This window comes from Ideonella livida, assembly GCF_010499455.1.
GTDB lineage: Bacteria > Pseudomonadota > Gammaproteobacteria > Burkholderiales > Burkholderiaceae_C > Ideonella > Ideonella livida.
Genome location: NZ_JAAGOH010000007.1, coordinates 117,011 through 137,264 on the forward strand (window position 1 = coordinate 117,011; position 20,254 = coordinate 137,264).

Genomic DNA, 20,254 nt, shown 5'->3' on the forward strand with positions numbered 1-20,254 from the left:
GCCCGGCAGGCCCTCATTGGAACGCCACCTCGGCAAAGCCGCGCAGCTTGCGGCTGTGCAGCTGGCCGTGGCCGCCCTGGCCCAGCAGCTCCACGGCGCGGATGCCGATGCGCAGGTGCTGGTCCACCCGCTCGCGGTAGAAGTGGTTGGCCATGCCGGGCAGCTTGATCTCGCCGTGCAGGGGCTTGTCGCTCACGCACAGCAGGGTGCCGTAGGGCACGCGGAAGCGGAAGCCATTGGCGGCGATGGTGGCGCTCTCCATGTCCAGGGCGATGGCCCGGCTCTGGCTGAAGCGGCGTTCAGGGCCGCCGTCGCGGCTCTGCGGCAGCAGCTCCCAGTTGCGGTTGTCGGTGCTGGCCACGGTACCGGTGCGCAGGATCTTCTTGAGCTCGTAGCCGCTGAGCTGGGTGACCTCGGCCACGGCCTGCTCCAGTGCCAATTGCACCTCCGCCAGGGGCGGGATGGGCACCCACAGGGGCAGTTCCTCGTCCAGCACATGGTCCTCGCGCACATAGCCATGGGCCAGCACATAGTCGCCCAGCTGCTGGCTGTTGCGCAGGCCGGCGCAATGGCCCAGCATCAACCAGGCGTGCGGGCGCAGCACGGCAATGTGGTCGGTGATGTTCTTGGCGTTGGCCGGGCCCACCCCGATGTTGACCATGGTGATGCCGGCGTGGCCGGGGCGCACCAGGTGGTAGGCCGGCATCTGCGGCAGGCGCGGCGGCGCGCTGCCGCCGGCGGCCAGGGGGCTGCCCACGCGTGGTGTGACCACGTTGCCAGGCTCCACAAAGCACTCGTAGCCGCTGTCCGGGTCGGCCATCAGACGGTGGCCCAGGGCGATGAACTCGTCGATGTAGAACTGGTAGTTGGTGAACAGCACAAAGTTCTGGAAGTGCTCGGGCACCGTGCCGGTGTAGTGGCGCAGGCGGTGCAGCGAATAGTCCACCCGTGGCGCGGTGAACAGCGCCAGCGGCTGCGGGTCACGCGGGCCAGGCTCGTAGGTGCCGTTGGCAATGCCATCGTCCATGGCCGCCAGGTCGGGCAGGTCGAAATGGTCACGCAGGCGCAGGCGCTGCTCGGCGGTGAGGGAGCCTTCGATGTGGTCGCCTTCGGCCAGCGAAAAGTGCACCGGGATGGGCTGGTGGCCGATGCCGACCTCCAGCGCCACGCCATGGTTCTTGAGCAGCAGCTCGAACTGCTCGCGGTAGTAGCTGTCGAACAGGTCCGGTCGGGTGAGGGTGGTCTCGTAGGTGCCGGGGCCCGCCACAAAACCGAAGGACAGCCGGGTGTCCGTCAAGGTCACGGTCTCGGTCTGCACCCGCACGCTGGGGTAGCAGGCACGCACCCGGCCCGGCCCCAGCTGGCCGCTCACGTAGGCCTGCAGCCGCTCGCGCAGGTGCTGGGTCTGCAGCTGGTAGATCTGCCGCACCCGGTCCAGGGCGGCCTGCGCATCGGTGAAGCGCTCGCGGGGGAGGAAGGGGGCTTGTTGCATCGGCCGATTGTGGGGGCGCCGCCGGTCACCCCGAGCGTTTCCGGGGGACGTAAACGCACAGAAAAGCTGGCCGCGGTGGCGGTGCTGGGCATAACATCCCTTCCAGTTGTCCATACCCCACCATGTGCCCGCCCGATCTATTGACCGCCTTGCTGGCACAGGAGCCCGGCCCCTTGGCGGGCCCTCCCGGGGGCGCCCTGCCCACGGGGGGCGGCCTGCTCGACGGGGGGCGCCAGGGCGAGACCCCCGCCCGGGTGGACGAATGCCTGGCCCAGGCCCGCGCCTTGCGCGCCACCGACCCGCAGCAGGCCCTGGCGCTGTGCCGCCAGGCCGGTGAGATCGCCTTGCGCCTGGACTACCAGGGTGGACTGGCCTGGAGCCTGCTGCAGGCGGGGCAGTGCCTGCCCCCCGGCGGGCTGGCGGACGCCACGCCCTCGGCCCTGATGCTGCAGGCGCTCAGCCTTTTTGAAGGACTGGGTGACCGGCGGGCGCAGGCCGAGGCCCTGCTGGCCCTGGCCTGCGACCAGGCTCGCCGGGGTGAGCAGGCGGCCGCCCTGGCCCACGGCCGGCGCGGCCTGGCGCTGCGCCAGGAGCTGGGTGATCTGGGCGGGCAGGCCGATGCCTTGATCCGTCTGGGCGCGGTGCTGCGCGACATGGGCCGCCTGGCCGATGCCCTGGAGTGGCTGCATCAGGCGCTGGACCTGGCCCTGCGCGCGGCCGAGCCCGTGCTGCAGGGGCAGGCCCACAGCCACATTGGCCTGGTGCTGGCCGAGCTGGGCGAGTTGCCCCTGGGCGAAGACCACCACCGGCGGGCCTTGGCCTTGCTGACCCCGGCCGTGGCGCCGGCGGCCCGGGTGGAGGCGCTGCTGGCCCATGCCGAGCTGCTGGGCCGACCGGGCAGCGCCAGCTTCGAGGCCGCCCAGGTCCTGCTGGTCGAGGCCCGGCAGCTGGCTGGCACGCTGGGGCAGGCGGCGCTCAATGCCCGGGTGTTGCTGGCCCAGGGCCGCTGGCGGCAGACCGCTGGCGAGGTGCTGGCCGCCGCGCAGTTGCTGGTGGAGGCGCTGGCCGTGGCCCGGCGCCTGGACGAGCCGGCGCTGGAGGCCGAGGTGCTGCTGGCGCTGGGCCGCAACCGCTGGCTGCAGGGCGAGCCGCAGGCGGCTGTCACCCTGCTGGCGGCGGCGCTGCAGACCCCCTCGGTGCAGGGGGCCGACCGCTTGGCGGCACCGCTGCACGAGCTGCTGTCCACCCTGCTGGAAGCCCAGCAACAGTGGCGCGAGGCCCTGCACCACTACAAGGCCTGGGACGCCTGCCGCCAACGCCTGCTGGACCAGGACAACCAGCGCCGCATCCGCCAGTTGCTGCAACAGGCCGACCTGGAGCGGGTGCGCCGCGATGCCGAGACCGCGCGCGAGCAGGCGCGTCAGCTGGGCTCCGAGCTCCATGCCGCCCGGGAGGCCGAGCGCCAAAAGCAGGCCCTGCTGGAACAGCTGGAGCGCCAGTCCGAGCTGCTGCGCCAGCTCTCCCGCGAGGACGGGCTGACCGGCCTGGCCAACCGCCGCTGGCTGGATGCCCAGCTCACCCGCGAGCGTGAGCGGGCGCGCCGCTACCGCCACCCGCTGGCGGTGGCCATGGTGGACCTGGACCACTTCAAGCGCATCAACGACCGCTGTTCCCACCCGGTGGGCGACGAGGTGCTGCGCCGGGTGGGCCTGTTGCTGCGCGACGCCTGCCGCTCCGGCGACATCGTGGGCCGCTACGGGGGCGAGGAGTTCATGGTGGTGCTGGTGGAGACGCCGCTCAGTGGCGCCCACGTGCTGTGCGAGAAGCTGCGCCAGCGCATTGCCGCGCTGGACTTCACCGACCTGCATCCGTCCCTCAGCCGGGTGACCGCCAGCATCGGCGTGAGCGGCGATGCCCAGGACCCGGTGGCGGCCGACCTGGTGCGGCGCGCCGACCAGGCCCTCTACCAGGCCAAGGCGACCGGCCGCAACCGCGTCTGCGTGCTGCCGGCCGAGTGAGGGCGCCGGCCGCGGCGGGGCCGCGGCCGTGCGGTCAGCAGCGCTCGAAGATCGCCGCGATGCCCTGGCCGCCGCCGATGCACATCGTCACCAGCGCATAGCGGCCGCCGGTGCGCTGCAGCTCATAGAGGGCCTTGGTGGTGATGATGGCGCCGGTGGCGCCGATGGGGTGGCCCAGCGAGATGCCCGAGCCATTGGGGTTGACCTTGGCCGGGTCCAGCTCCAGGGACTTGACCACCGCGCATGCCTGGGCGGCGAAGGCCTCGTTGGACTCGATCACGTCCAGGTCCTGCACGCCCAGGCCAGCCTTCTTCAGCGCCAGGCGGGTGGCCGGCACCGGGCCGATGCCCATGATGGTGGGCTCGACGCCGGCGTGGGCGTAGGCCACCAGGCGGGCCAGGGGCTTGAGGCCGCGGGCCTGGACCGCCTCGCCGCTGGCCAGCACCACGGCGCCGGCGCCGTCGTTGATGCCCGAGGCATTGCCGGCAGTGACCGTGCCGTCCTTCTTGAAGGCGGCGCGCATCTTGGCCAGGGTCTCCACCGTGGTGCCGGCCTTCACATGCTCGTCGGTGTCGAAGACGATGTCGCCCTTCTTGCCGGCCGTCACCACCGGGACGATCTGGTCCTTGAAGTAGCCGGCGGCGATGGCCGCGGCGGCGCGGCGGTGGCTCTCGGCGGCCAGGGCGTCCATCTGCTCGCGGCTGATGCCGAACTGCTCGGCCACGTTTTCAGCCGTCACACCCATGTGGATCTTGTGGAACGGGTCGTGCAGCGCGCCGACCACAAAGTCCAGCATCTGCGCGTCGCCCATGCGCGCACCCCAGCGGGCCTGCGGCAGCAGGTAGGCGCCACGGCTCATGTTCTCGGCGCCAGCGCCCACGGCGATGTCACAGTCGCCCAGCAGGATGGACTGGCTGGCCGACACGATGGCCTGCAGGCCCGAACCGCACAGGCGGTTGACGTTGAAGGCCGGCGTCTCCTTGGGGATGCCGGCGTTCACCGCCGCCACACGGCTGAGGTAGGCGTCGCGCGGCTCGGTGGTCACCACGGTGCCCATGGCCAGGTGGCCCACGTGCTCGGCGCCCACGCCGGAGCGCTCGACGGCGGTCTTGACCGCCAGGGTGGCGATGTCGGCCAGGGGCACGTCCTTCAGGCTGCCGCCATAGGTGCCGATGGCGGTGCGGGCAGCGCCGACCACGAAGACGTCACGGGTGTTGCTCATGGGGTCTCACTCCAGTTGGGGGGATGCACAGCGTAGGCGCCCTGGTTTGCGACCCGCTGACACCGGGGCCTGCGCCGGGTCCTGCAGATCGGGGTCGGCCGCATTGTCCGGGCCGGTGTTGCGGGCGCAGAATCGTCGCTTCGCCTTCCGGGGCGGTCGGTCGCCCAGGCGACCGCTGCTGCGGCGCCGCCGCAACGCCCGGGGTCAGCGCGCCGCCAGGCGGCGCCGAACAGGGAGACACCGCGCCCATGAAGCGTCGCACCGCATGGATCACCGCCACCGGTCTGGTGGGCCTGGGCGCCGGCGTTGGCGTCGGCGCCTGGGGCTGGCACCGGTGGCAGGCGCAGGCCCTGCTGCGGCGCGCACGCCAGCCCGGCGGTTTGCGGCTGGGCTATGCGGTGGAGCCGCCGTACGTGGACGTGGACGCGCAGGGGCGGGTCGGCGGCCTGATGCCCGAGCTGGCCCAGCTGGTGGCGCAGGCCCTGGCCGTGCCCCGGCTGGACTGGGTGCAGACCGATTTGGCCCGGCTCATCCCGGACCTGCTGGACGGCCGGTTCGACGTGATCGCCGCCGGACTCTTCATCACCCCGGCGCGCAGGCGGCAGGTGCTGTGCTCCGCGCCGGTGCTGCGGGTGCGCAGTGCCTTGCTGTTGCGGGCCGATCGCCATGCCCTGGTGCGCGACCTGCCGGCGCTATTGGCCGTGCCGGGGGGCCGGGTGGCGGTACTGGCGGGGTCGGTGGAGGCCAGCTGGCTGTTGCAGCGCGGCACTGCGCCTGAGCGCCTGCTCACCGTGCCCGACGCCCAGGCCGGCGCGGCGGCGGTGGAGGCGGGGCAGGCGGAGGCGCTGCTGCTGTCCCTGCCTTCGCTCACCGTGCTGGCCTCCGGGCGGCCTGAGGGCTGGCGCCTGCTGCCCCTGCGGGCGGTGGCCGACCAGTCGCCCCCCACCGGCTGGGTCGCCTTCCAGTTCCCGCCCGGCCAGGTGGGGCTGCAGACGGCTTGGGACGCGGCGCAGGCCGGCCTGTCCGGCACCGCCGCCTACCGCGACTGGCTGCAGCGTCACAGCCTGGGGGCAGAAGACCTGCCGCCGCCGGCGGGAGCCCCGGCATGACCGCCGGCGCGCGCCCCCGTTGGCGAGCCTGGCTGCAGGACCTGCCCCGCTGGAGCCTGCTCACGCTGCTGGCTGCGGTGCTGGTGGTGGGCCTGCTGGCCTGGCTGCACGCCGGCCAGCGCCAAGCTTGGCAGGAGGCGGTGCAGCCCGTGCGCGAGCTGCGCCAGGCGCGGCTGGACCTGGCCAGCGGCTTCCTGCACCTGTCCCTGTCCGACCGCCCGGAGGCGCCCTGGCGTGCCGAACAGGGCCAGGCCCTGCTGCGCCAGGCCCTGCTGGCCCTGCGCGGCAGCCTGGCTGCAGGGCGGGCCGCCGACCTGGGGCCCGAGTTCACCGGCCTGGAGCGGGAGTTGGACCAGTTTGGCGCCCTGATCCACGCCCCGGCCGAGGCCCGGGAGACGCCCGCCGGGCGCGTGGCCCTGCGCCTGGGCCTCTTCACCCTGGACCAGGCCGCCATCCAGGTGGATGCCCGCCTGACCGGGCAGCTCCGGGCGTTGGAGCGGCGCCAGGCCGGACAGTTCCAGCGGGCGCTGGCCCTCAGCCTGGGGCTGTTGGGCCTGGTCTGCGCGGGCATGCTGCTGACCGAGCGGGCCCGACAGCGCACCGCAGGCGATCTGCAGCGCCACCAGGCCCAGCTGGAGGCCCAAGTGGCCGAGCGCACCGCGGCCCTGTCCCGGGCCATGCAGGAGCGTGCCGACTCCGAGCGCTTTGCCCGCCAGCTGGCCGAGGGTCTGCCCGGCCGGGTGGTCTACTGGGACCGCGCCGGGCGCTGCGTCTTTGCCAACGCCGCCTTCTGCGAGTGGGCGGGCCGGCCGGCGGCCGAGCTGCTGGGCCAGGGCATGGAGACCCTGCTGGGCCCGGCGCTGGCCCAGGCCCGCCAGCCCTTGCTGGAGGCCGCCCTGCGCGGCGAGCCCCAGGCCTTTGAGCGCGAGGACCGCCAGGCCGATGGCGAGCTGCGCTACAGCGCCGTGCGCTTTTGCCCCGACTGGCGGGAGGGCCAGGTGCAGGGCGTGCTGGTGCTGGCCACCGACGTCACCGCCCTGCGCCGCGCGGAGCAGGACCAGCGCCGCCTGAACGCCGAACTGGCCCAGGCCCTGCAGCAGGCCCGCGCGGCCAGCCAGGCCAAGAGCGTCTTCCTGGCCAACATGAGCCACGAGATCCGCACGCCCTTGTCGGCCATCATTGGCCTGACCTACCTGCTGCAGCGCAGCCTGCAGGCCCCGCTGGAGCAAGAGCGCCTGGCCCGCATCCAGGACGCCGGCCACCACCTGCTGCAGGTGCTCAACGACATCCTCGACCTCTCCAAGATTGAGGCGGGCAAGCTGCAGCTGGAGTGCACCGACTTCTCGCTGGATGCGCTGCTCTCGCGCACCTGCTCGCTGGTGGCCGAGCGGGCCCATGCCAAGGGGCTGGAGCTGGTGCTCGACACCGACCACATGCCCGACCGCCTGCATGGTGACCCCACCCGGCTCTCGCAGATCCTGCTCAACCTCCTGAGCAACGCCGTCAAGTTCACCGACGGGGGCAGTGTGGTGCTGCGCGCCGAGCGGCTGGCCGAGGACGCGCAGGGGGGGCTGACGGTGCGCGTCGAGGTGCGCGACACCGGCATCGGCATGAACGACGAGCAGCGCGCGCGGGTGTTTGAGGACTTTGAGCAGGCCGACGGCAGCACCACCCGGCGCTACGGCGGCACCGGCCTGGGCCTGGCCATCACCCGGCGCCTGGTGGCGTTGATGGGCGGCACCCTCGGCGTGGACAGCCAGCCCGGAGTCGGCAGCACCTTCTGGATGCAGCTCCCCCTGCAGCGGGGTCGGGCCGGCGGGCCCGACCTGCGGCGCCTGCCGGCGCTGCGGGGGCGCTCGGTGCTGCTGGTGGACGACCTGCCCGATGCCCGCGCCGCCATGGCCGACATGCTGCGCCTGCTGGGCCTGCAGGTGGACCTGGCCAGCGGTGGCGGCGAGGCCGTGGCTCAGGCCCTGCGCGCCCGCGACCAGGGCCATCCCCACGACCTGCTGCTGCTGGACTGGCTCATGCCGGGGCAGGACGGCTTTGACACCCTGCGGGCGTTGCGGGCGCACCTGGCGGGGGACCTGCCGCCGGCCGTGCTGGTCAGCGCCAGCGACCAGCCCGACCTGCGCGAGCGCGCCCGGCAGGCCGGCTTTGCCGACCTCATGCACAAGCCGGTCACCCCTTCCTTGCTGCACGACCACCTGATCCAGGTGCTGGGCACCGAGGAGCGCGCCCTGGGCGAGAGCCCGCAGGCGGCCGGGCTGGAGGCCGAACTGCGTGGCCGCCACCAGGGGGCCCGGGTTCTGGTGGCCGAGGACAACCCCGTCAACCAGGAGGTGGTGGGCGAGTTGCTGCGCGCCGCCGGCCTGCAGGTGGACCTGGCCGACGACGGGGCGGCCGCCCTGCGGCAGGTCACCGAGGAGGACTACCGCCTGGTGCTCATGGACATGCAGATGCCCGGCATGGACGGCCTGCAGGCCAGCCGTGCCATCCGCAGCCTGCCCGGCCGCGTGGCCCTGCCCATCATCGCCATGACCGCCAATGTGTTCGGCGAGGACCGCCAGGCCTGCCGCGAAGCCGGCATGGACGACCACCTGGGCAAGCCCCTGGAGCCCGCCGCGCTCTACCGCTGCCTGCTGCGCTGGCTGCCCGGACGCCTGGCGGGCCAGCAGGGTTGAGCCCGGCCGGGGCAGCCCGCATTGACGCCTTGTTACCCAACCGTTCCACTCGGGGATCCTGAGGGCGCCGGCTTGGGCGCCACGCCAGCCGATCCTCCATGTCGCTTGCCCTGCCGCCGTCCTCCACGCCGCCTTCGCGCGGCTTTGCGCCCACTTCGCTGCGCTGGCCGCTGGCGCTGGTGACCCTGGTCATCGGGGGGGTGGCGGGGCTGGCCGCCTGGACCCAGGGGCAACAGTCCATGGCCCGGGAGGCCGAGCGGGTGGAGTCGGTGGCCCGCTGGCAGGCCGCCCGCACCGCCGGTTGGCTGCTGCGCCTGGAGCGGATGGGGCGGCTGCTGGGCCGCAGTCCGGGGCTGGAGGCCGACTTCCTGCGCTGGCAGGCCGGCGACGCGGCCGCCGGGGCCGACCTGCTGGAGCGTCTGAACGAATTCCGCCGGGTGCAGGAGCTTGACGAGGTCATGGTGCTCGACCCCGAGGGCCGGCCGCTGCTGGCCCAGTCCGGCGCCGACACCCGGCTGGAGCCGGCCACCCGGCAGGCACTGCACGAGGCCCTGGCCAGTGGCGACCTGGCCCGCACCGAGATCGTGCCCACCTCCCACGGCGACCCGCCGCTGCGACTGGACCTGCTGGTGCCCTTTCCCGGCGGACGGGCCCTGTTCCTGCTGCGCACCCACCCGGCCCAGAGCCTGCTGCCAGAGCTGACCGCCTTGCCCACTGCCAGCCAGAGTGCCGAGGTGCTGCTGGTGCGCCAGCAGTGGAACCAGCTGCTGCCGCTGACGCCGGGGCGTCTGGCCGCCCACCTGCCCGGGGGGGGGCCGCTGCCGGTGGACCGGCCGGAGCTGCTGACCACCCGGCTCTTTGGCAACGAGGTGGCACCCGGGCGGGTGCTGACCGGCGAGGACTGGCACGGCCAGACCGTCTTTGGTGCCATGCAGCCGGTACCCGACAGCGAGTGGCGGGTGATAGCCAAGATCGACCGGCGCGAGCTGGCCTGGCGTGCCGCGCGCGAGGCCGCCTGGATCCTGGCGCTGGCGGGCGTGGGGTGGGGCCTGGCCGCCGCCGGACTGGTCCAGTACCGCCAGCGGCAGTGGTTGCGCCAGAGCCGCGCCGCCCAGCGGCAGGAGGAGGAGCGCCTGCGCGTGCTGCGCCTGCTGGAGTCCATCGCCGACGCTTCGCCCGACCCCATCTTCGCCAAGGACTTGGCGGGCCGCTACGTGCTCATCAACCGGGCGGCGGCCGCGACCATCGGCGAGCCCGCCGAGGCGGTGCTGGGCCAGCCAGCGGGCTTCTTCCTGCCGCCCGCCCAGGCCGCAGGGGTGCGCGAGCGCGACGCCCAGGTGCTGCAGGCCGGCCATCCGATGGTGTTCGAGGAGGCGCTGGCCCTGCCCACCGGCCTGCGCCTGTTCCAGTCGGTGCGCGGGCCGCTGCGTGACGCCCAGGGCACGGTGGTGGGCCTGTTCGGCGTGTCCCACGACATCACCGAGCGCCACACCCTGGAGGCCGACCTGCGCCGCCACCAAGAGCGGCTGGAGGAGCAGGTGGCCCAGCGCACCGAGGCGCTGGCGGCGGCCAACCAGGCGCTGGCCGCCGCCGCGCAGCGGGCCGACAGCGCCAACCGCGCCAAGTCTGCCTTCCTGGCCAACATGAGCCATGAGATCCGCACCCCGCTCAACGCCATCCTGGGCCTGACCCACCTGCTGCTGCGCGAGCTGGGCAGCGGCCCGCAGGGTGAGCGCCTGGCCAAGGTGGACCAGGCGGGGCAACACCTGCTGCAACTCGTCAACGACGTGCTGGACCTCTCCAAGATCGAGTCCGGCCACATGCAGCTCAGCGAGCAGGACTTCTCGCTGGACCTGCTGGTCACCCAGGCCTGCAACCTGGTGGCCCCGCGCCTGCGCGCCAAGGCCCTGCGCCTGTCGGTGGACGTTGATGCGGTGCCCGACGCCCTGCACGGTGACGGCACCCGACTGCTGCAGGTGCTGGTCAACCTGCTCGGCAATGCGGTCAAGTTCACCGCCCGGGGCGGGGTGAGCCTGCTGGCCCGTCCGCTGCCGGCAGCCGCGGACGGCGCGCTGTGCCTGCGCTTTGAGGTGCAGGACACCGGGCCCGGCATCGATGCGGCCTTGCGTGAGCGACTGTTCCAGCCCTTCCAGCAGGCCGATGCGTCCTCCACCCGGGTGCATGGCGGCACCGGGCTGGGCCTGGCCATCTCGCGGCGCCTGGTGGAGCTGATGGGCGGGGAGATCGGTGTGAGCACGCCGGCCGTCGGCGGGAGCTGCTTCTGGTTTACCGTGCGCCTGCGCCCGGGCGCCCCGACGGCGGGGGCCGTGCGGCGTGAAGGCGGCATGGCCCCCGCGGGGCGGGCGGACTGGGAGGAGGGCGCGTTGCGCCGGCTCTTCCGCGGTGCCCGGGTGCTGCTGGTGGAGGACCATCCCGTCAACCAGGAGGTGGCCCGGGCCCTGTTGGAACTGCAGGGCCTGCAGGTGGGGGTGGTGGCCGATGGCGAGCAGGCGCTGGCCGCCGTGGTCCGCGAGTCCTGGGACCTGGTGCTGATGGACGTGCAGATGCCGCGCATGGACGGGCTGGAAGCCACCCGCCTGCTGCGCGCCCTGCCGCAAGGCCGCCACCTGCCCATCATCGCCATGACCGCCAGCGCCTTCAGCGACGACCGCCAGGCCTGCACCGCCGCCGGCATGGACGACCACCTCTCCAAACCCATCGAGCCCGCGCGCCTGCACGCGGTGCTGCTGCACTGGCTCACCCTGGCCCGCACCCGGGCGCAGGACACCGACGCGCCGGCGGCGGACTCAACTCCTGCCAAGGCCGGCCGATAGAGTCCGAGCCGCCGCGAAAGGCCCTGAAGCGACGGGGGTTGAGCCCGGGTCAAGGCCCGCAAGGGGCCGATGTGGCGGGGCTTTCGCCTGTTTCCTCAGCGCTTTGGGGCAGGGGGGGCTCCCTAAACTGGCCCGCATGATCTCGATGCAGGGTGTCCCGTCGGTGCTGATTGCCAAGAACCAGAGCTGGGTGCGCAAGCAGGCCCAGGCCCTGATTCGTCATCTGCCGGCGAATGTGGAGCGGGCTGACCTCATCCAGGTCGGCCTGATTGCGGTGGCCCAGGCGGCCGTGACCTTCCAGTGGGAGGGGGACCGGGACACGCCAGAGGCGCAGGAAGCCTTTGTGCGCTATGCCCGAATGCGGGTCAAGGGCGCCATGCTCGACGAGCTGCGGCAGATGGATTTCCTCACCCGGGGCGAGCGCCGCAAGATCAAGGTCATCCAGATCGCCCGCGAGCGGCTGCGCTCCACCCATGGCCGCGAGCCCAGCTACAGCCTGCTGGCCGTCACCACCGGCATGACGGCCGAGGAAATCAGCGCCCTGCTGCAGGCCGACCAGATGGGCCGCCACCAGGTGACCATGGAGGACGACGACCCGGAGCACGGCGGCCACCTGCACCATCCCGCCACCCCGCAGGAGGAGGTGGAGGCCCGGGTGGACACGGGCATCGTGCTGCGCCGGCTGGAGCAGTTCTTCGCCGAGCTGCCCGAGCGCGAGCGCATGGTCATCGACGCCTACCTGGGTGTGGGCCTGACCCCGGTGGAGGTGGCCCGCTCGCTCAAGGTGACGCCCTCGCGGGTGTCCCAGATCTACCACGGCGTGGTGCGCCGCGTGGCCTCCCACTTCGGGCATGGTCCTGCCCCTGGCAAGCGCGCCACCGACCGCCAGCGCCAGGAGGACCGCGAGGCCTTCGAGCGGCTCATGCGCGAGCGTGAAGCCCAACTGGCCCAGGGCGGGCAACCGGCCTGGAGCGCGCTCATGGAGAAGGTGCTCAAGGGCACCGGCCCGGCGGAGGACGCCCCGCCCGTGCCGGCCACCGGCCCGCAGGAGGCGCCGGACATGCCCACGGTCTCTGCGCTGCCATCCGGCGCCGCGGCTGCGCCGGTCCGGTCGGCGCGCGTCACGCCCAAGCCACGCCGCCGCGCGGCCGGGCCGGCCACGCCCGACGCTGTGCCGGCCACCGCCGTGCCCGCCGTGCCCGCCGGGCAGTCGCCCGACTGGACGCCCGGCATGGGCCGGGTCGGCGAGCCCGAGGACGAGGTGTTGCAGGTGGGGGCGGGCACACGCTGGGGTTGAGCGGTCCGACGCCACGGCTGGGGGACAATCGCGGACTGCGCACGGGACCGCCTCCGAGCGGCGGGGGCTCCGCCGCCCCAAGGCCCGGCGTTCCTCCGAGAGTCCCCATGAAAACAGCGCTGTTTGTCGACTTCGACAACGTCTACACCGGGCTGCGCAAGCTCGATCCTGCTTTTGCTGAGCGTTTCGGGCGCCAGCCTTCGCGGTGGATCGACTGGATGCACCGGCACCTGCCCAATCCCGACCATGTGGCGCCCGACGCCCGCCGGCGCATGCTGGTGCGTCGCGTCTACCTCAACCCGCAGGTCTACCAGGGCTACCGCTCCAGCTTCAACCATGCCGGCTTCGAGATCATCGACTGCCCGGCCATGACCACGCAGGGCAAGACCAGCACCGACATCCACATGGTGCTGGACATCGTGGAGTTGCTGCAGCACGAGGTGCACTACGACGAGTTCATCGTCTTCTCGGCCGATGCCGACTTCACCCCCGTGCTGCGCAAGTTGCGGCGCTTCGACCGCCGCACCACGGTGCTGGCGGTGGGTTTCCCCTCCGCCGCGTACCGCGCCTCGGCCGACTTGCTGATCGATCCCGACGTGTTCGTGCGCGAGGCCATGGGCTTTGACGATCCCTCCCTGGACGAGATGCCCGAAGGGCGGGTCTTGTCCGCGGCGCTGGGGGCACTGCCCGCGGCCCTGCCCACGGCCGCGCCGGCGGTGGAGGTGGTCGAAGGCGTGGGCACGCTCAGCGTCAACCTGCCACCCCCCGCCTTCGACCTGGCGCTCATCACCCAGCGCTTGCGCGACGAAGTGGCCGCCTCCGAGCTGCCGGTGCCCTGCGCCCGTCTGGCCCTGCGGCTGGGCCAGGAGTTCCCGGGGCTGGCGCCCGACTGGTGCGGCTACCTGAGTTTCCGCCGCTTTGCCGAGTCCTTGAGCCTGCTGCCCCTGGTGTTCGACTGGAGCAATTCCGGCGGCTACCTGCTGGACCCGTCCCGGCATGAGCTCAAACCGTTGAGCTTCAGTCCGCAGCTGCCCGACAACGGCTGGGGCCTGGACCGCGCCACCATGAACCTGATCCGCCAGGTGCATGAGGCCACCGGCGTACCCCTGCTGTCGCCACGCGACTTCCGCGGCCTGTTCATGGCCATCGAGTTGGACGTGGGCCAGCACCCCTTCCAGCTGGGCGAGACCGGCAAGCGGGTGCGCGACATCTGCCGCGAGGCGGGCCTGAGCATCAGCCGCGAGGATGTGAACTGGGTGCTGCGGGGCCTGTTGCTTTCGGGCCACGAGTTTGGCCAGGGCTGCGACGACCTGCGCACCATGTCCTATCGCCTGGTGGGCAATCTCCTCAACCTGTGCCGACGTGAACAGGTGATCATGGACGAGACCGGTCCGCCGGCGCTGCACCGTTGGGTCAGCGGCCGCGTGCAGGACGAGGCCGGCCCCGGCCGCTGACGGCGGGCGAGCGGCTCAAGGGCAGGCGGGCTCAACACCGCCCGGTGTTGGCCGATAGCGGGGGGCGGCCAGCCCCTGTGCGGTGATCCATGCCCGGCCTGCCGTCGCGCGTGCCGGCGCTTGCTAGGCGCCAAGCGCGGCGTGGGCCTGTCTTGGCGCGCGGCTGGGGCGCCGCGCTTTTCTGGAGCCCCGCCCCATGTCCCTGCGTCGCGCACTGGTCCCGTTGTCTCCGGCTCTGGCCTTGTTTGGGTCTCTGGGAGTGCTGGCGCTGCTGGCCGCAGGCGGCTCCGCTCAGGCCCAGACCGCCCCCCGGCTGCAGTCCTGGGGTGTGCAGGTCAGCGCCGCAGATCTGGTGGCGCAGCGGGTTTCGCTGACGGTGATGGACGGCCAGGCAGATGCGCCCGTGCGCTCCACCACGCTGGTGCCCTTGTGGGAAGGTCAGGTGCCCGCCGTGGTGACCAGCGCCCATGAGGCGATGTCCGCCACCCAGCAGCGGCGCTTGGGTGACGCCCAACTGCTGTACTTGAAGGGCGGCAAGATTTGGCGCCGTGATCTTCGGGCCGATGCCCCTCAAGGGGCAGGGCAGGTGGGCAGCCTGGCCGACGCGTGCTCCCTGCAGTTGTTGGGAGACCGGTCCCTGCACGGCCGCAGCAGTCTGCTGCTGGTGCGCCGTAAGGCGGGGGCCGCAGACTGCACCGAACCCCGCCGCGTGGCCCTGGTGGCCAGCAACGACGCGTCCACCACCGCGGCCCGCACCCTGTCCGCCGACAGGGTCCTGGTGGAGGCCCTGCGGGGCTCCAATGGCTTGTTGCAGCATCTGCTGTTGTGGTCGAGCCAGACGCAGACCCTCTCCTTACATGACCTGCAGCTGAACTGGCTGGCCGATGTGGCGCAGGGGCTTACGGTGCCGCCCACCCCGCTGCAGGTGGTGAGCGGCAGCGTTTCCTACTACCAAGATGGCACCAAACTGCGTCGCCTGACCCGCACGGCCCAGGGCGGCGTCTGGTCTGGGGCTCTGGCTACAGGGACGGTGAAGGCAGCCGCCGCCCGGGGGGGGCAGTTGTTTTATGCCCTGAGCCGCAGCGTCTACCGGGTGAGCCCGCAGGGCACGCCCACGCTCCTGGCCACCCTGACAGGGTCGATCACCGACCTGCGCGCAGGTACCTCTCGGCTGGCGGTGGCGGTCTATGCCGCGGGTGAGGTGCTGTGGCACGGTTTGCCGCAAAGTGGGGGGGGCGCGGTGCGCCTGCTGCCGGCGGTCGCCGCGCCGGTCCAGGTTCTGGGGCTGGACGGAGACAGCCTTTACCTGGCGGCTGGCAATGCCGGACTCAGCGTGCCATGGGACGACACCTCGGTCCACCGGGCGCCGCTGTCGGGCGCGTCACCGGTGAAGGTCGTGTCCGGGGTGGGGGCGGTGGGTCTGGTGCAGGACCCGGTGCGAACCCTCTGGCAAGCGGACCGGCTGGCGGGCTTGACGTACTGCGTGCCCTGGCAGGTGGGCCAGCCGTGCAACATTGGCACCGTGCGGGAGAGGCGGTGGGGCGTGAGCGGCTCGACCCTGTTGGGTCAGATCGACCAGCCGGCCAGCAGTGGGCTGGGCGGCGGCACCTACTGGGCGGACCAGCCCCTGGTGATGCCCCTGTATGGCGGCGCGGGCCAACAAGACCTGTGGTTGGGGCATTCCGGCGTGGCCGGTAGCTTGCAGCGCATCACGCACCACGTGCCCTGACGGCGGGCAAGGGCAGGGTGCCGCGGACAGCGCTCACATGCTGCGCCGGTACTGACCCCCCACCTCAAACAACGCGCGGGTGATCTGGCCCAGGCTGCAGCAGCGCACGGCGTCCATCAGCACCTCGAACACGTTGCGGTTGTCGATGACGGCCTGCTGCAGGCGCGCCAGCTGCACCGGGGCCTCGGCGGCGTGGCGGGTGTGGAAGTCGTTCAGGCGGGCCAGCTGACCCTGCTTCTCGTCCTCGGTGGAGCGGGCCAGCTCGATGCTCTCCGGCACGGTATCGCCATGCGGGCTGCGGAAGGTGTTGACACCGATGATGGGGTACTCGCCGGTGTGCTTGAGCATCTCGTAGTGCATGCTCTCTTCCTGGATCTTGCTGCGCTGGTAGCCGGTTTCCATGGCACCCAGCACGCCGCCGCGGTCGGCGATCTTCTCGAATTCGGCCAGCACCGCCTCCTCCACCAGTTCGGTCAGCTCGTCGATGATGAAGGCGCCCTGGTTCGGGTTCTCGTTCTTGGCCAGGCCCCACTCGCGGTTGATGATGAGCTGGATGGCCATGGCGCGGCGCACCGACTCCTCGGTGGGCGTGGTGATCGCCTCGTCAAACGCGTTGGTGTGCAGGCTGTTGCAGTTGTCGTAGACCGCGATCAGGGCCTGCAGCGTGGTGCGGATGTCGTTGAACTGGATCTCCTGCGCGTGCAGGCTGCGGCCGCTGGTCTGGATGTGGTACTTGAGCTTCTGGCTGCGGTCGTTGGCGCCGTACTTCTCCTTCATGGCCACGGCCCAGATGCGCCGTGCCACCCGGCCCAGCACCGTGTACTCCGGGTCCATGCCGTTGCTGAAGAAGAAGCTCAGGTTGGGCGCGAAGTCGTCGATGTGCATGCCGCGCGCGAGGTACGCCTCCACAAAGGTGAAGCCGTTGCTGAGCGTGAAGGCCAGCTGGCTGATGGGGTTGGCCCCGGCCTCGGCGATGTGATAGCCCGAGATGCTCACCGAGTAGAAGTTGCGCACGTCGTGGTGCACGAAGTACTCGGCGATGTCGCCCATCACCTTCAGTGAGAACTCGGTCGAGAAGATGCAGGTGTTCTGGCCCTGGTCTTCCTTCAGGATGTCGGCCTGCACCGTGCCGCGCACATGGGCCAGCACCCAGGCGCGGATCTTGGCGGCCTCGTCGGCCGTGGGCTCGCGGCCGTTGTCGGTCTGGAACTTGGCCAGCTGCTGGTCGATGGCCGTGTTCATGAACATGGCCAGGATGCTGGGCGCCGGGCCGTTGATCGTCATGCTGACGCTGGTGCTCGGGCTGCACAGGTCAAAGCCGTCGTAGAGCACCTTCAGGTCGTCCAGGGTGGCGATGGACACGCCGGAGTTGCCCACCTTGCCGTAAATGTCCGGGCGCGGATCGGGGTCGGCGCCGTAGAGCGTGACCGAATCGAAGGCCGTGGACAGTCGCTTGGCGGGCATGCCCTCGCTCACCAGCTTGAAGCGGCGGTTGGTGCGGAAGGCGTCGCCTTCGCCGGCGAACATGCGGGTGGGGTCCTCGCCCTCGCGCTTGAAGGCAAACACGCCGGCGGTGAAGGGGTAGCTGCCGGGCACGTTCTCCAGCATCAGCCACTTGAGGATCTCGCCATGGTCCTCGTAGGCGGGCAGGGCCACCTTGCGGATGGTGTTGCCGCTGAGGGTGGTGTGGACCAATTGGGTGCGGATTTCCTTGTCGCGGATCTTCACCACGTACTCGTCGCCCGCATAGGCCTTCTGCAGGTCCGGCCACTGCGCCAGCAGCTTGCGGGCACCGGGCTCCAGGCGAGCCTCGCGCTCGCCGGCCAGGGCCAGCACGGTGGCGCGGGCGCCGTTCTTCTCGGGGTCGGCCTCGTGCAGCATGCGGGCGCTCTCGCGCAGCTGCTGCACCTCGCGCGCCAGGCGCGCCTGGGCGCGGGCGCGGGCCTTGTAGCCGCGCACGGTGTCGGCAATCTCAGCCAGGTAACGGGTGCGCGCCGGCGGCACGATGGGGGTCTGGTGGGTGCTGTGGCGGGTGTCCACCGGCGGCAGGCGCCCTTCGGCCAACGTCAGGCCCAGGGCGGCCAGGCGGGGCTTGAGCGCCTGGTAGAGCGCGGTCACGCCGTCGTCGTTGAAGCGGCTGGCCATGGTGCCGAAGACCGGCATCTGGTCGGGCATCACCGTGAAGGCCTCGCGGTTGCGCTGCACCTGCTTGGCCACGTCGCGCAGCGCATCGGCCGCGCCCTTGCGGTCGAACTTGTTGATGGCCACGAACTCGGCAAAGTCCAGCATGTCGATCTTCTCGAGCTGGCTGGCGGCGCCGAACTCCGGCGTCATCACGTACAGCGGGATGTCCACATGCGGCACGATGGCCGCGTCGCCCTGGCCGATGCCCGAGGTCTCGACGATGATCAGGTCAAAGCCGGCGGCTTGCGTGGCGTCCAGCACTTCAGGCAGGGCTGCGGAGATCTCGCTGCCCGTGTCGCGTGTGGCCAGGGAGCGCATGAAGACTTGCTGCCCGGCCTTCCAGGGGCCGATCGCATTCATGCGGATGCGGTCACCCAGCAGGGCGCCACCGCTCTTGCGCCGGCTGGGGTCGATGCTGATGACGGCGATACGCAGCGCGTCATCCTGGTCCAGGCGCAGGCGTCGGATCAGCTCGTCGGTCAGGCTGCTCTTGCCGGCGCCGCCGGTGCCGGTGATGCCGATGACCGGGGCCCGGCGCGGGGCCTGTCCAGCACGCAGGGCCTCGACCAAGGCAGGGTCGGCCTGGCCGTTCTCGAGCGCGGTGATCAGCTGCGCCAGGCGGCGCCAGGCGGCGGGCGTGCACCCCCGGACCTCATCGAGCGTGGTGGGGGCCAGCGCCGACAGGTCGCGGTCGCAGCGCATCAGCATCTCGCCGATCATGCCCTGCAGGCCCATGCGCTGCCCGTCCTCGGGGCTGAAGATGCGCACCTGGTGCTGCGCCAGGTCGCGGATCTCGGCCGGCACGATGACCCCGCCGCCGCCACCGAAGACCTGGATGTGCTCGCCGCCGCGTTCGCGCAGCAGCGCCACCATGTACTTGAAGTACTCGACATGGCCGCCCTGGTAGGAGCTGACGGCGATGCCCTGCACATCTTCCTGCAGGGCCGCCGTCACCACCTCCTCCACGCTGCGGTTGTGGCCCAGGTGGATCACCTCGGCCCCCATGCCCTGCAGGATGCGGCGCATGATGTTGATGGACGCGTCATGCCCGTCGAACAGGCTGGCGGCGGTGACAAAGCGCACCTTGTGGCGCGGGCGGTAGCTGGCCAGGGCGTTGAGTTCGGCGGACAGGTCGGTCATGGCGTCGTCTGGAGAGGGGTCATGATTGACGTTGACGTAAACGTCAATCATCGATCTTGCCATGTCGCTGTGGGCCCTGGCTGACACTTCCGGGTTCCGGAGCGTCGGTGTTTTCCCGTGGTCAACCGAAGTGCCGGAACGGGCTGTTACGCTGCGCCCATGAGTTTTCTGGCCATCGACATCGGCAACACCCGCCTGAAGTGGGCGCAGTACGCCTCACCGCAGCCTGGGGCGGCGGTGCTGGCGCACGGCGCCGTCTTTCTGGAGACCATCGACGAGCTGGCCGAGCAGGAGTGGCGCCACCTGGCCCACCCGGGCAGCATGCTGGGCTGCGTGGTGGCCGGCGAGGCGGTGCGCCGCCGTGTGGAGCAGCAGCTGGAGCTGTGGGACATCCCGGCGCGCTGGGTGGTGTCCAGTGCCCACGAGGCCGGCGTCGTCAATGGCTACGACCACCCGGGCCGCCTGGGCTCGGACCGCTGGGTGGCGCTCATTGGCGCCCGCGGCCATGTGCGGGCCCGTGGCCCGGCCAGGCCGGTGCTGGTGGTGATGATCGGCACGGCGGTGACGGTGGACGCGCTGGACCGGGAGGGCCGCTTTCTGGGCGGCCTGATCCTGCCGGGCCACGGCATCATGCTGCGCGCCCTGGAGAGCGGCACCGCCGGCCTGCGGGTGCCCACCGGCGAGGTGGTGCCCTTTCCGGCCAACACCTCGGATGCGCTGACCAGCGGTGGCACCTACGCCATCACCGGGGCCATCGAGCGCATGCGCCGCCATCTGGCTGAGCGCAGCGGTGGCGAGCAGCCGCTGGTGCTGATCACCGGCGGCGCGGGCTGGAAGGTGTCGCCCTACCTTGACATGCCCCATGAGCTGGTTGAGACCCTGATCTTCGACGGCCTGCTGCAGATCCAGGCCCATCGGCTGGCGCTGTAGGCCGGCGCCTGCAGGCGCCGGGGCTCAGCCGGGCGGTGCTCAGCAGCTCGGCGTAGAACGCGGGCACCGTGCACAGCAGCACCAGCATGGTGGGCCAGCGCCAGTGTCGTTCCGCCCGCGCCGCACGCAGGTTGTCGCGGGGCACGGGGGACAGCCCCCAA

At 71.8% G+C, this 20,254-nt stretch carries 11 protein-coding genes; 8 read left to right on the top strand and 3 right to left on the bottom strand.

Annotation, left to right across the window (positions count from 1 at the left end; translation table 11 throughout):
* Positions 1 to 13: 13 nt before the first annotated feature.
* The gene (locus G3A44_RS08175; protein ID WP_163457019.1) at positions 14 to 1,492 is read right to left on the bottom strand and encodes an AMP nucleosidase; all 1,479 of its coding nucleotides are present in this window, start codon (positions 1,490 to 1,492) and stop codon (positions 14 to 16) included.
* 173 nt (positions 1,493 to 1,665) lie between these two features.
* On the opposite strand from G3A44_RS08175, the gene G3A44_RS08180 reads away from it, so the two are divergent.
* Positions 1,666 to 3,510, top strand: a complete 1,845-nt coding sequence (locus tag G3A44_RS08180; RefSeq protein WP_163457020.1) for a tetratricopeptide repeat-containing diguanylate cyclase — start codon at positions 1,666 to 1,668, stop codon at positions 3,508 to 3,510.
* A gap of 34 nt (positions 3,511 to 3,544) precedes the next feature.
* Here G3A44_RS08180 and G3A44_RS08185 read toward each other — a convergent pair whose 3' ends face one another.
* Positions 3,545 to 4,732, bottom strand: coding sequence for an acetyl-CoA C-acyltransferase family protein (locus G3A44_RS08185; protein ID WP_163457021.1), 1,188 nt, complete (start codon positions 4,730 to 4,732; stop codon positions 3,545 to 3,547).
* Between the two features lie 248 nt (positions 4,733 to 4,980).
* Between G3A44_RS08185 and G3A44_RS08190 the strand changes: the two genes are divergently transcribed.
* The 6 genes from G3A44_RS08190 (at position 4,981) to G3A44_RS08215 (ending at position 15,839) form a co-directional block, all read left to right on the top strand.
* Positions 4,981 to 5,841 (top strand): transporter substrate-binding domain-containing protein, encoded by an 861-nt coding sequence (locus G3A44_RS08190; RefSeq protein WP_163457022.1) that lies wholly within the window; start codon positions 4,981 to 4,983, stop codon positions 5,839 to 5,841.
* Complete coding sequence (locus G3A44_RS08195; protein WP_163457023.1) at positions 5,838 to 8,525, top strand: hybrid sensor histidine kinase/response regulator; 2,688 nt, start codon at positions 5,838 to 5,840, stop codon at positions 8,523 to 8,525. The genes G3A44_RS08190 and G3A44_RS08195 overlap by 4 nt, the downstream gene beginning before the upstream one ends.
* A 98-nt stretch (positions 8,526 to 8,623) precedes the next feature.
* Positions 8,624 to 11,359 carry a PAS domain-containing hybrid sensor histidine kinase/response regulator gene (locus G3A44_RS08200; RefSeq protein ID WP_163457024.1) on the top strand — a complete coding sequence of 912 codons (2,736 nt, stop codon included), beginning with the start codon at positions 8,624 to 8,626 and terminating at the stop codon, positions 11,357 to 11,359.
* A 136-nt stretch (positions 11,360 to 11,495) separates the two neighbouring features.
* The gene (locus tag G3A44_RS08205) at positions 11,496 to 12,656 is read left to right on the top strand and encodes a sigma-70 family RNA polymerase sigma factor (protein WP_163457025.1); all 1,161 of its coding nucleotides are present in this window, start codon (positions 11,496 to 11,498) and stop codon (positions 12,654 to 12,656) included.
* Between the two features lie 107 nt (positions 12,657 to 12,763).
* Complete coding sequence (locus G3A44_RS08210) at positions 12,764 to 14,110, top strand: NYN domain-containing protein (RefSeq protein ID WP_163457026.1); 1,347 nt, start codon at positions 12,764 to 12,766, stop codon at positions 14,108 to 14,110.
* A 196-nt stretch (positions 14,111 to 14,306) separates the two neighbouring features.
* On the top strand, positions 14,307 to 15,839 hold the full coding sequence (locus G3A44_RS08215) for a hypothetical protein (RefSeq protein ID WP_163457027.1): 1,533 nt from the start codon (positions 14,307 to 14,309) through the stop codon (positions 15,837 to 15,839).
* A 33-nt stretch (positions 15,840 to 15,872) separates the two neighbouring features.
* Here G3A44_RS08215 and icmF read toward each other — a convergent pair whose 3' ends face one another.
* A complete protein-coding gene (gene icmF / locus G3A44_RS08220) occupies positions 15,873 to 19,163 on the bottom strand; it encodes a fused isobutyryl-CoA mutase/GTPase IcmF (protein ID WP_163457071.1) in 3,291 nt (1,096 codons plus the stop codon).
* A gap of 159 nt (positions 19,164 to 19,322) precedes the next feature.
* Here icmF and G3A44_RS08225 point away from each other — a divergent pair, with 159 nt between their 5' ends.
* Positions 19,323 to 20,093, top strand: a complete 771-nt coding sequence (locus tag G3A44_RS08225) for a type III pantothenate kinase (RefSeq protein ID WP_163457028.1) — start codon at positions 19,323 to 19,325, stop codon at positions 20,091 to 20,093.
* Positions 20,094 to 20,254: the final 161 nt, after the last annotated feature.

What these genes read in the sequence shown, in the direction of transcription:
- G3A44_RS08175 (WP_163457019.1), bottom strand. Translation starts at nt 1,492, where the DNA reads ATGCAACAAGCCCCCTTCCTCCCCCGCGAGCGCTTCACCGATGCGCAG.
- G3A44_RS08185 (WP_163457021.1), bottom strand. Translation starts at nt 4,732, where the DNA reads ATGAGCAACACCCGTGACGTCTTCGTGGTCGGCGCTGCCCGCACCGCC.
- G3A44_RS08190 (WP_163457022.1), top strand. Translation starts at nt 4,981, where the DNA reads ATGAAGCGTCGCACCGCATGGATCACCGCCACCGGTCTGGTGGGCCTG.
- G3A44_RS08195 (WP_163457023.1), top strand. Translation starts at nt 5,838, where the DNA reads ATGACCGCCGGCGCGCGCCCCCGTTGGCGAGCCTGGCTGCAGGACCTG.
- G3A44_RS08200 (WP_163457024.1), top strand. Translation starts at nt 8,624, where the DNA reads ATGTCGCTTGCCCTGCCGCCGTCCTCCACGCCGCCTTCGCGCGGCTTT.
- G3A44_RS08205 (WP_163457025.1), top strand. Translation starts at nt 11,496, where the DNA reads ATGATCTCGATGCAGGGTGTCCCGTCGGTGCTGATTGCCAAGAACCAG.
- G3A44_RS08210 (WP_163457026.1), top strand. Translation starts at nt 12,764, where the DNA reads ATGAAAACAGCGCTGTTTGTCGACTTCGACAACGTCTACACCGGGCTG.
- G3A44_RS08215 (WP_163457027.1), top strand. Translation starts at nt 14,307, where the DNA reads ATGTCCCTGCGTCGCGCACTGGTCCCGTTGTCTCCGGCTCTGGCCTTG.
- icmF (WP_163457071.1), bottom strand. Translation starts at nt 19,163, where the DNA reads ATGACCGACCTGTCCGCCGAACTCAACGCCCTGGCCAGCTACCGCCCG.
- G3A44_RS08225 (WP_163457028.1), top strand. Translation starts at nt 19,323, where the DNA reads ATGAGTTTTCTGGCCATCGACATCGGCAACACCCGCCTGAAGTGGGCG.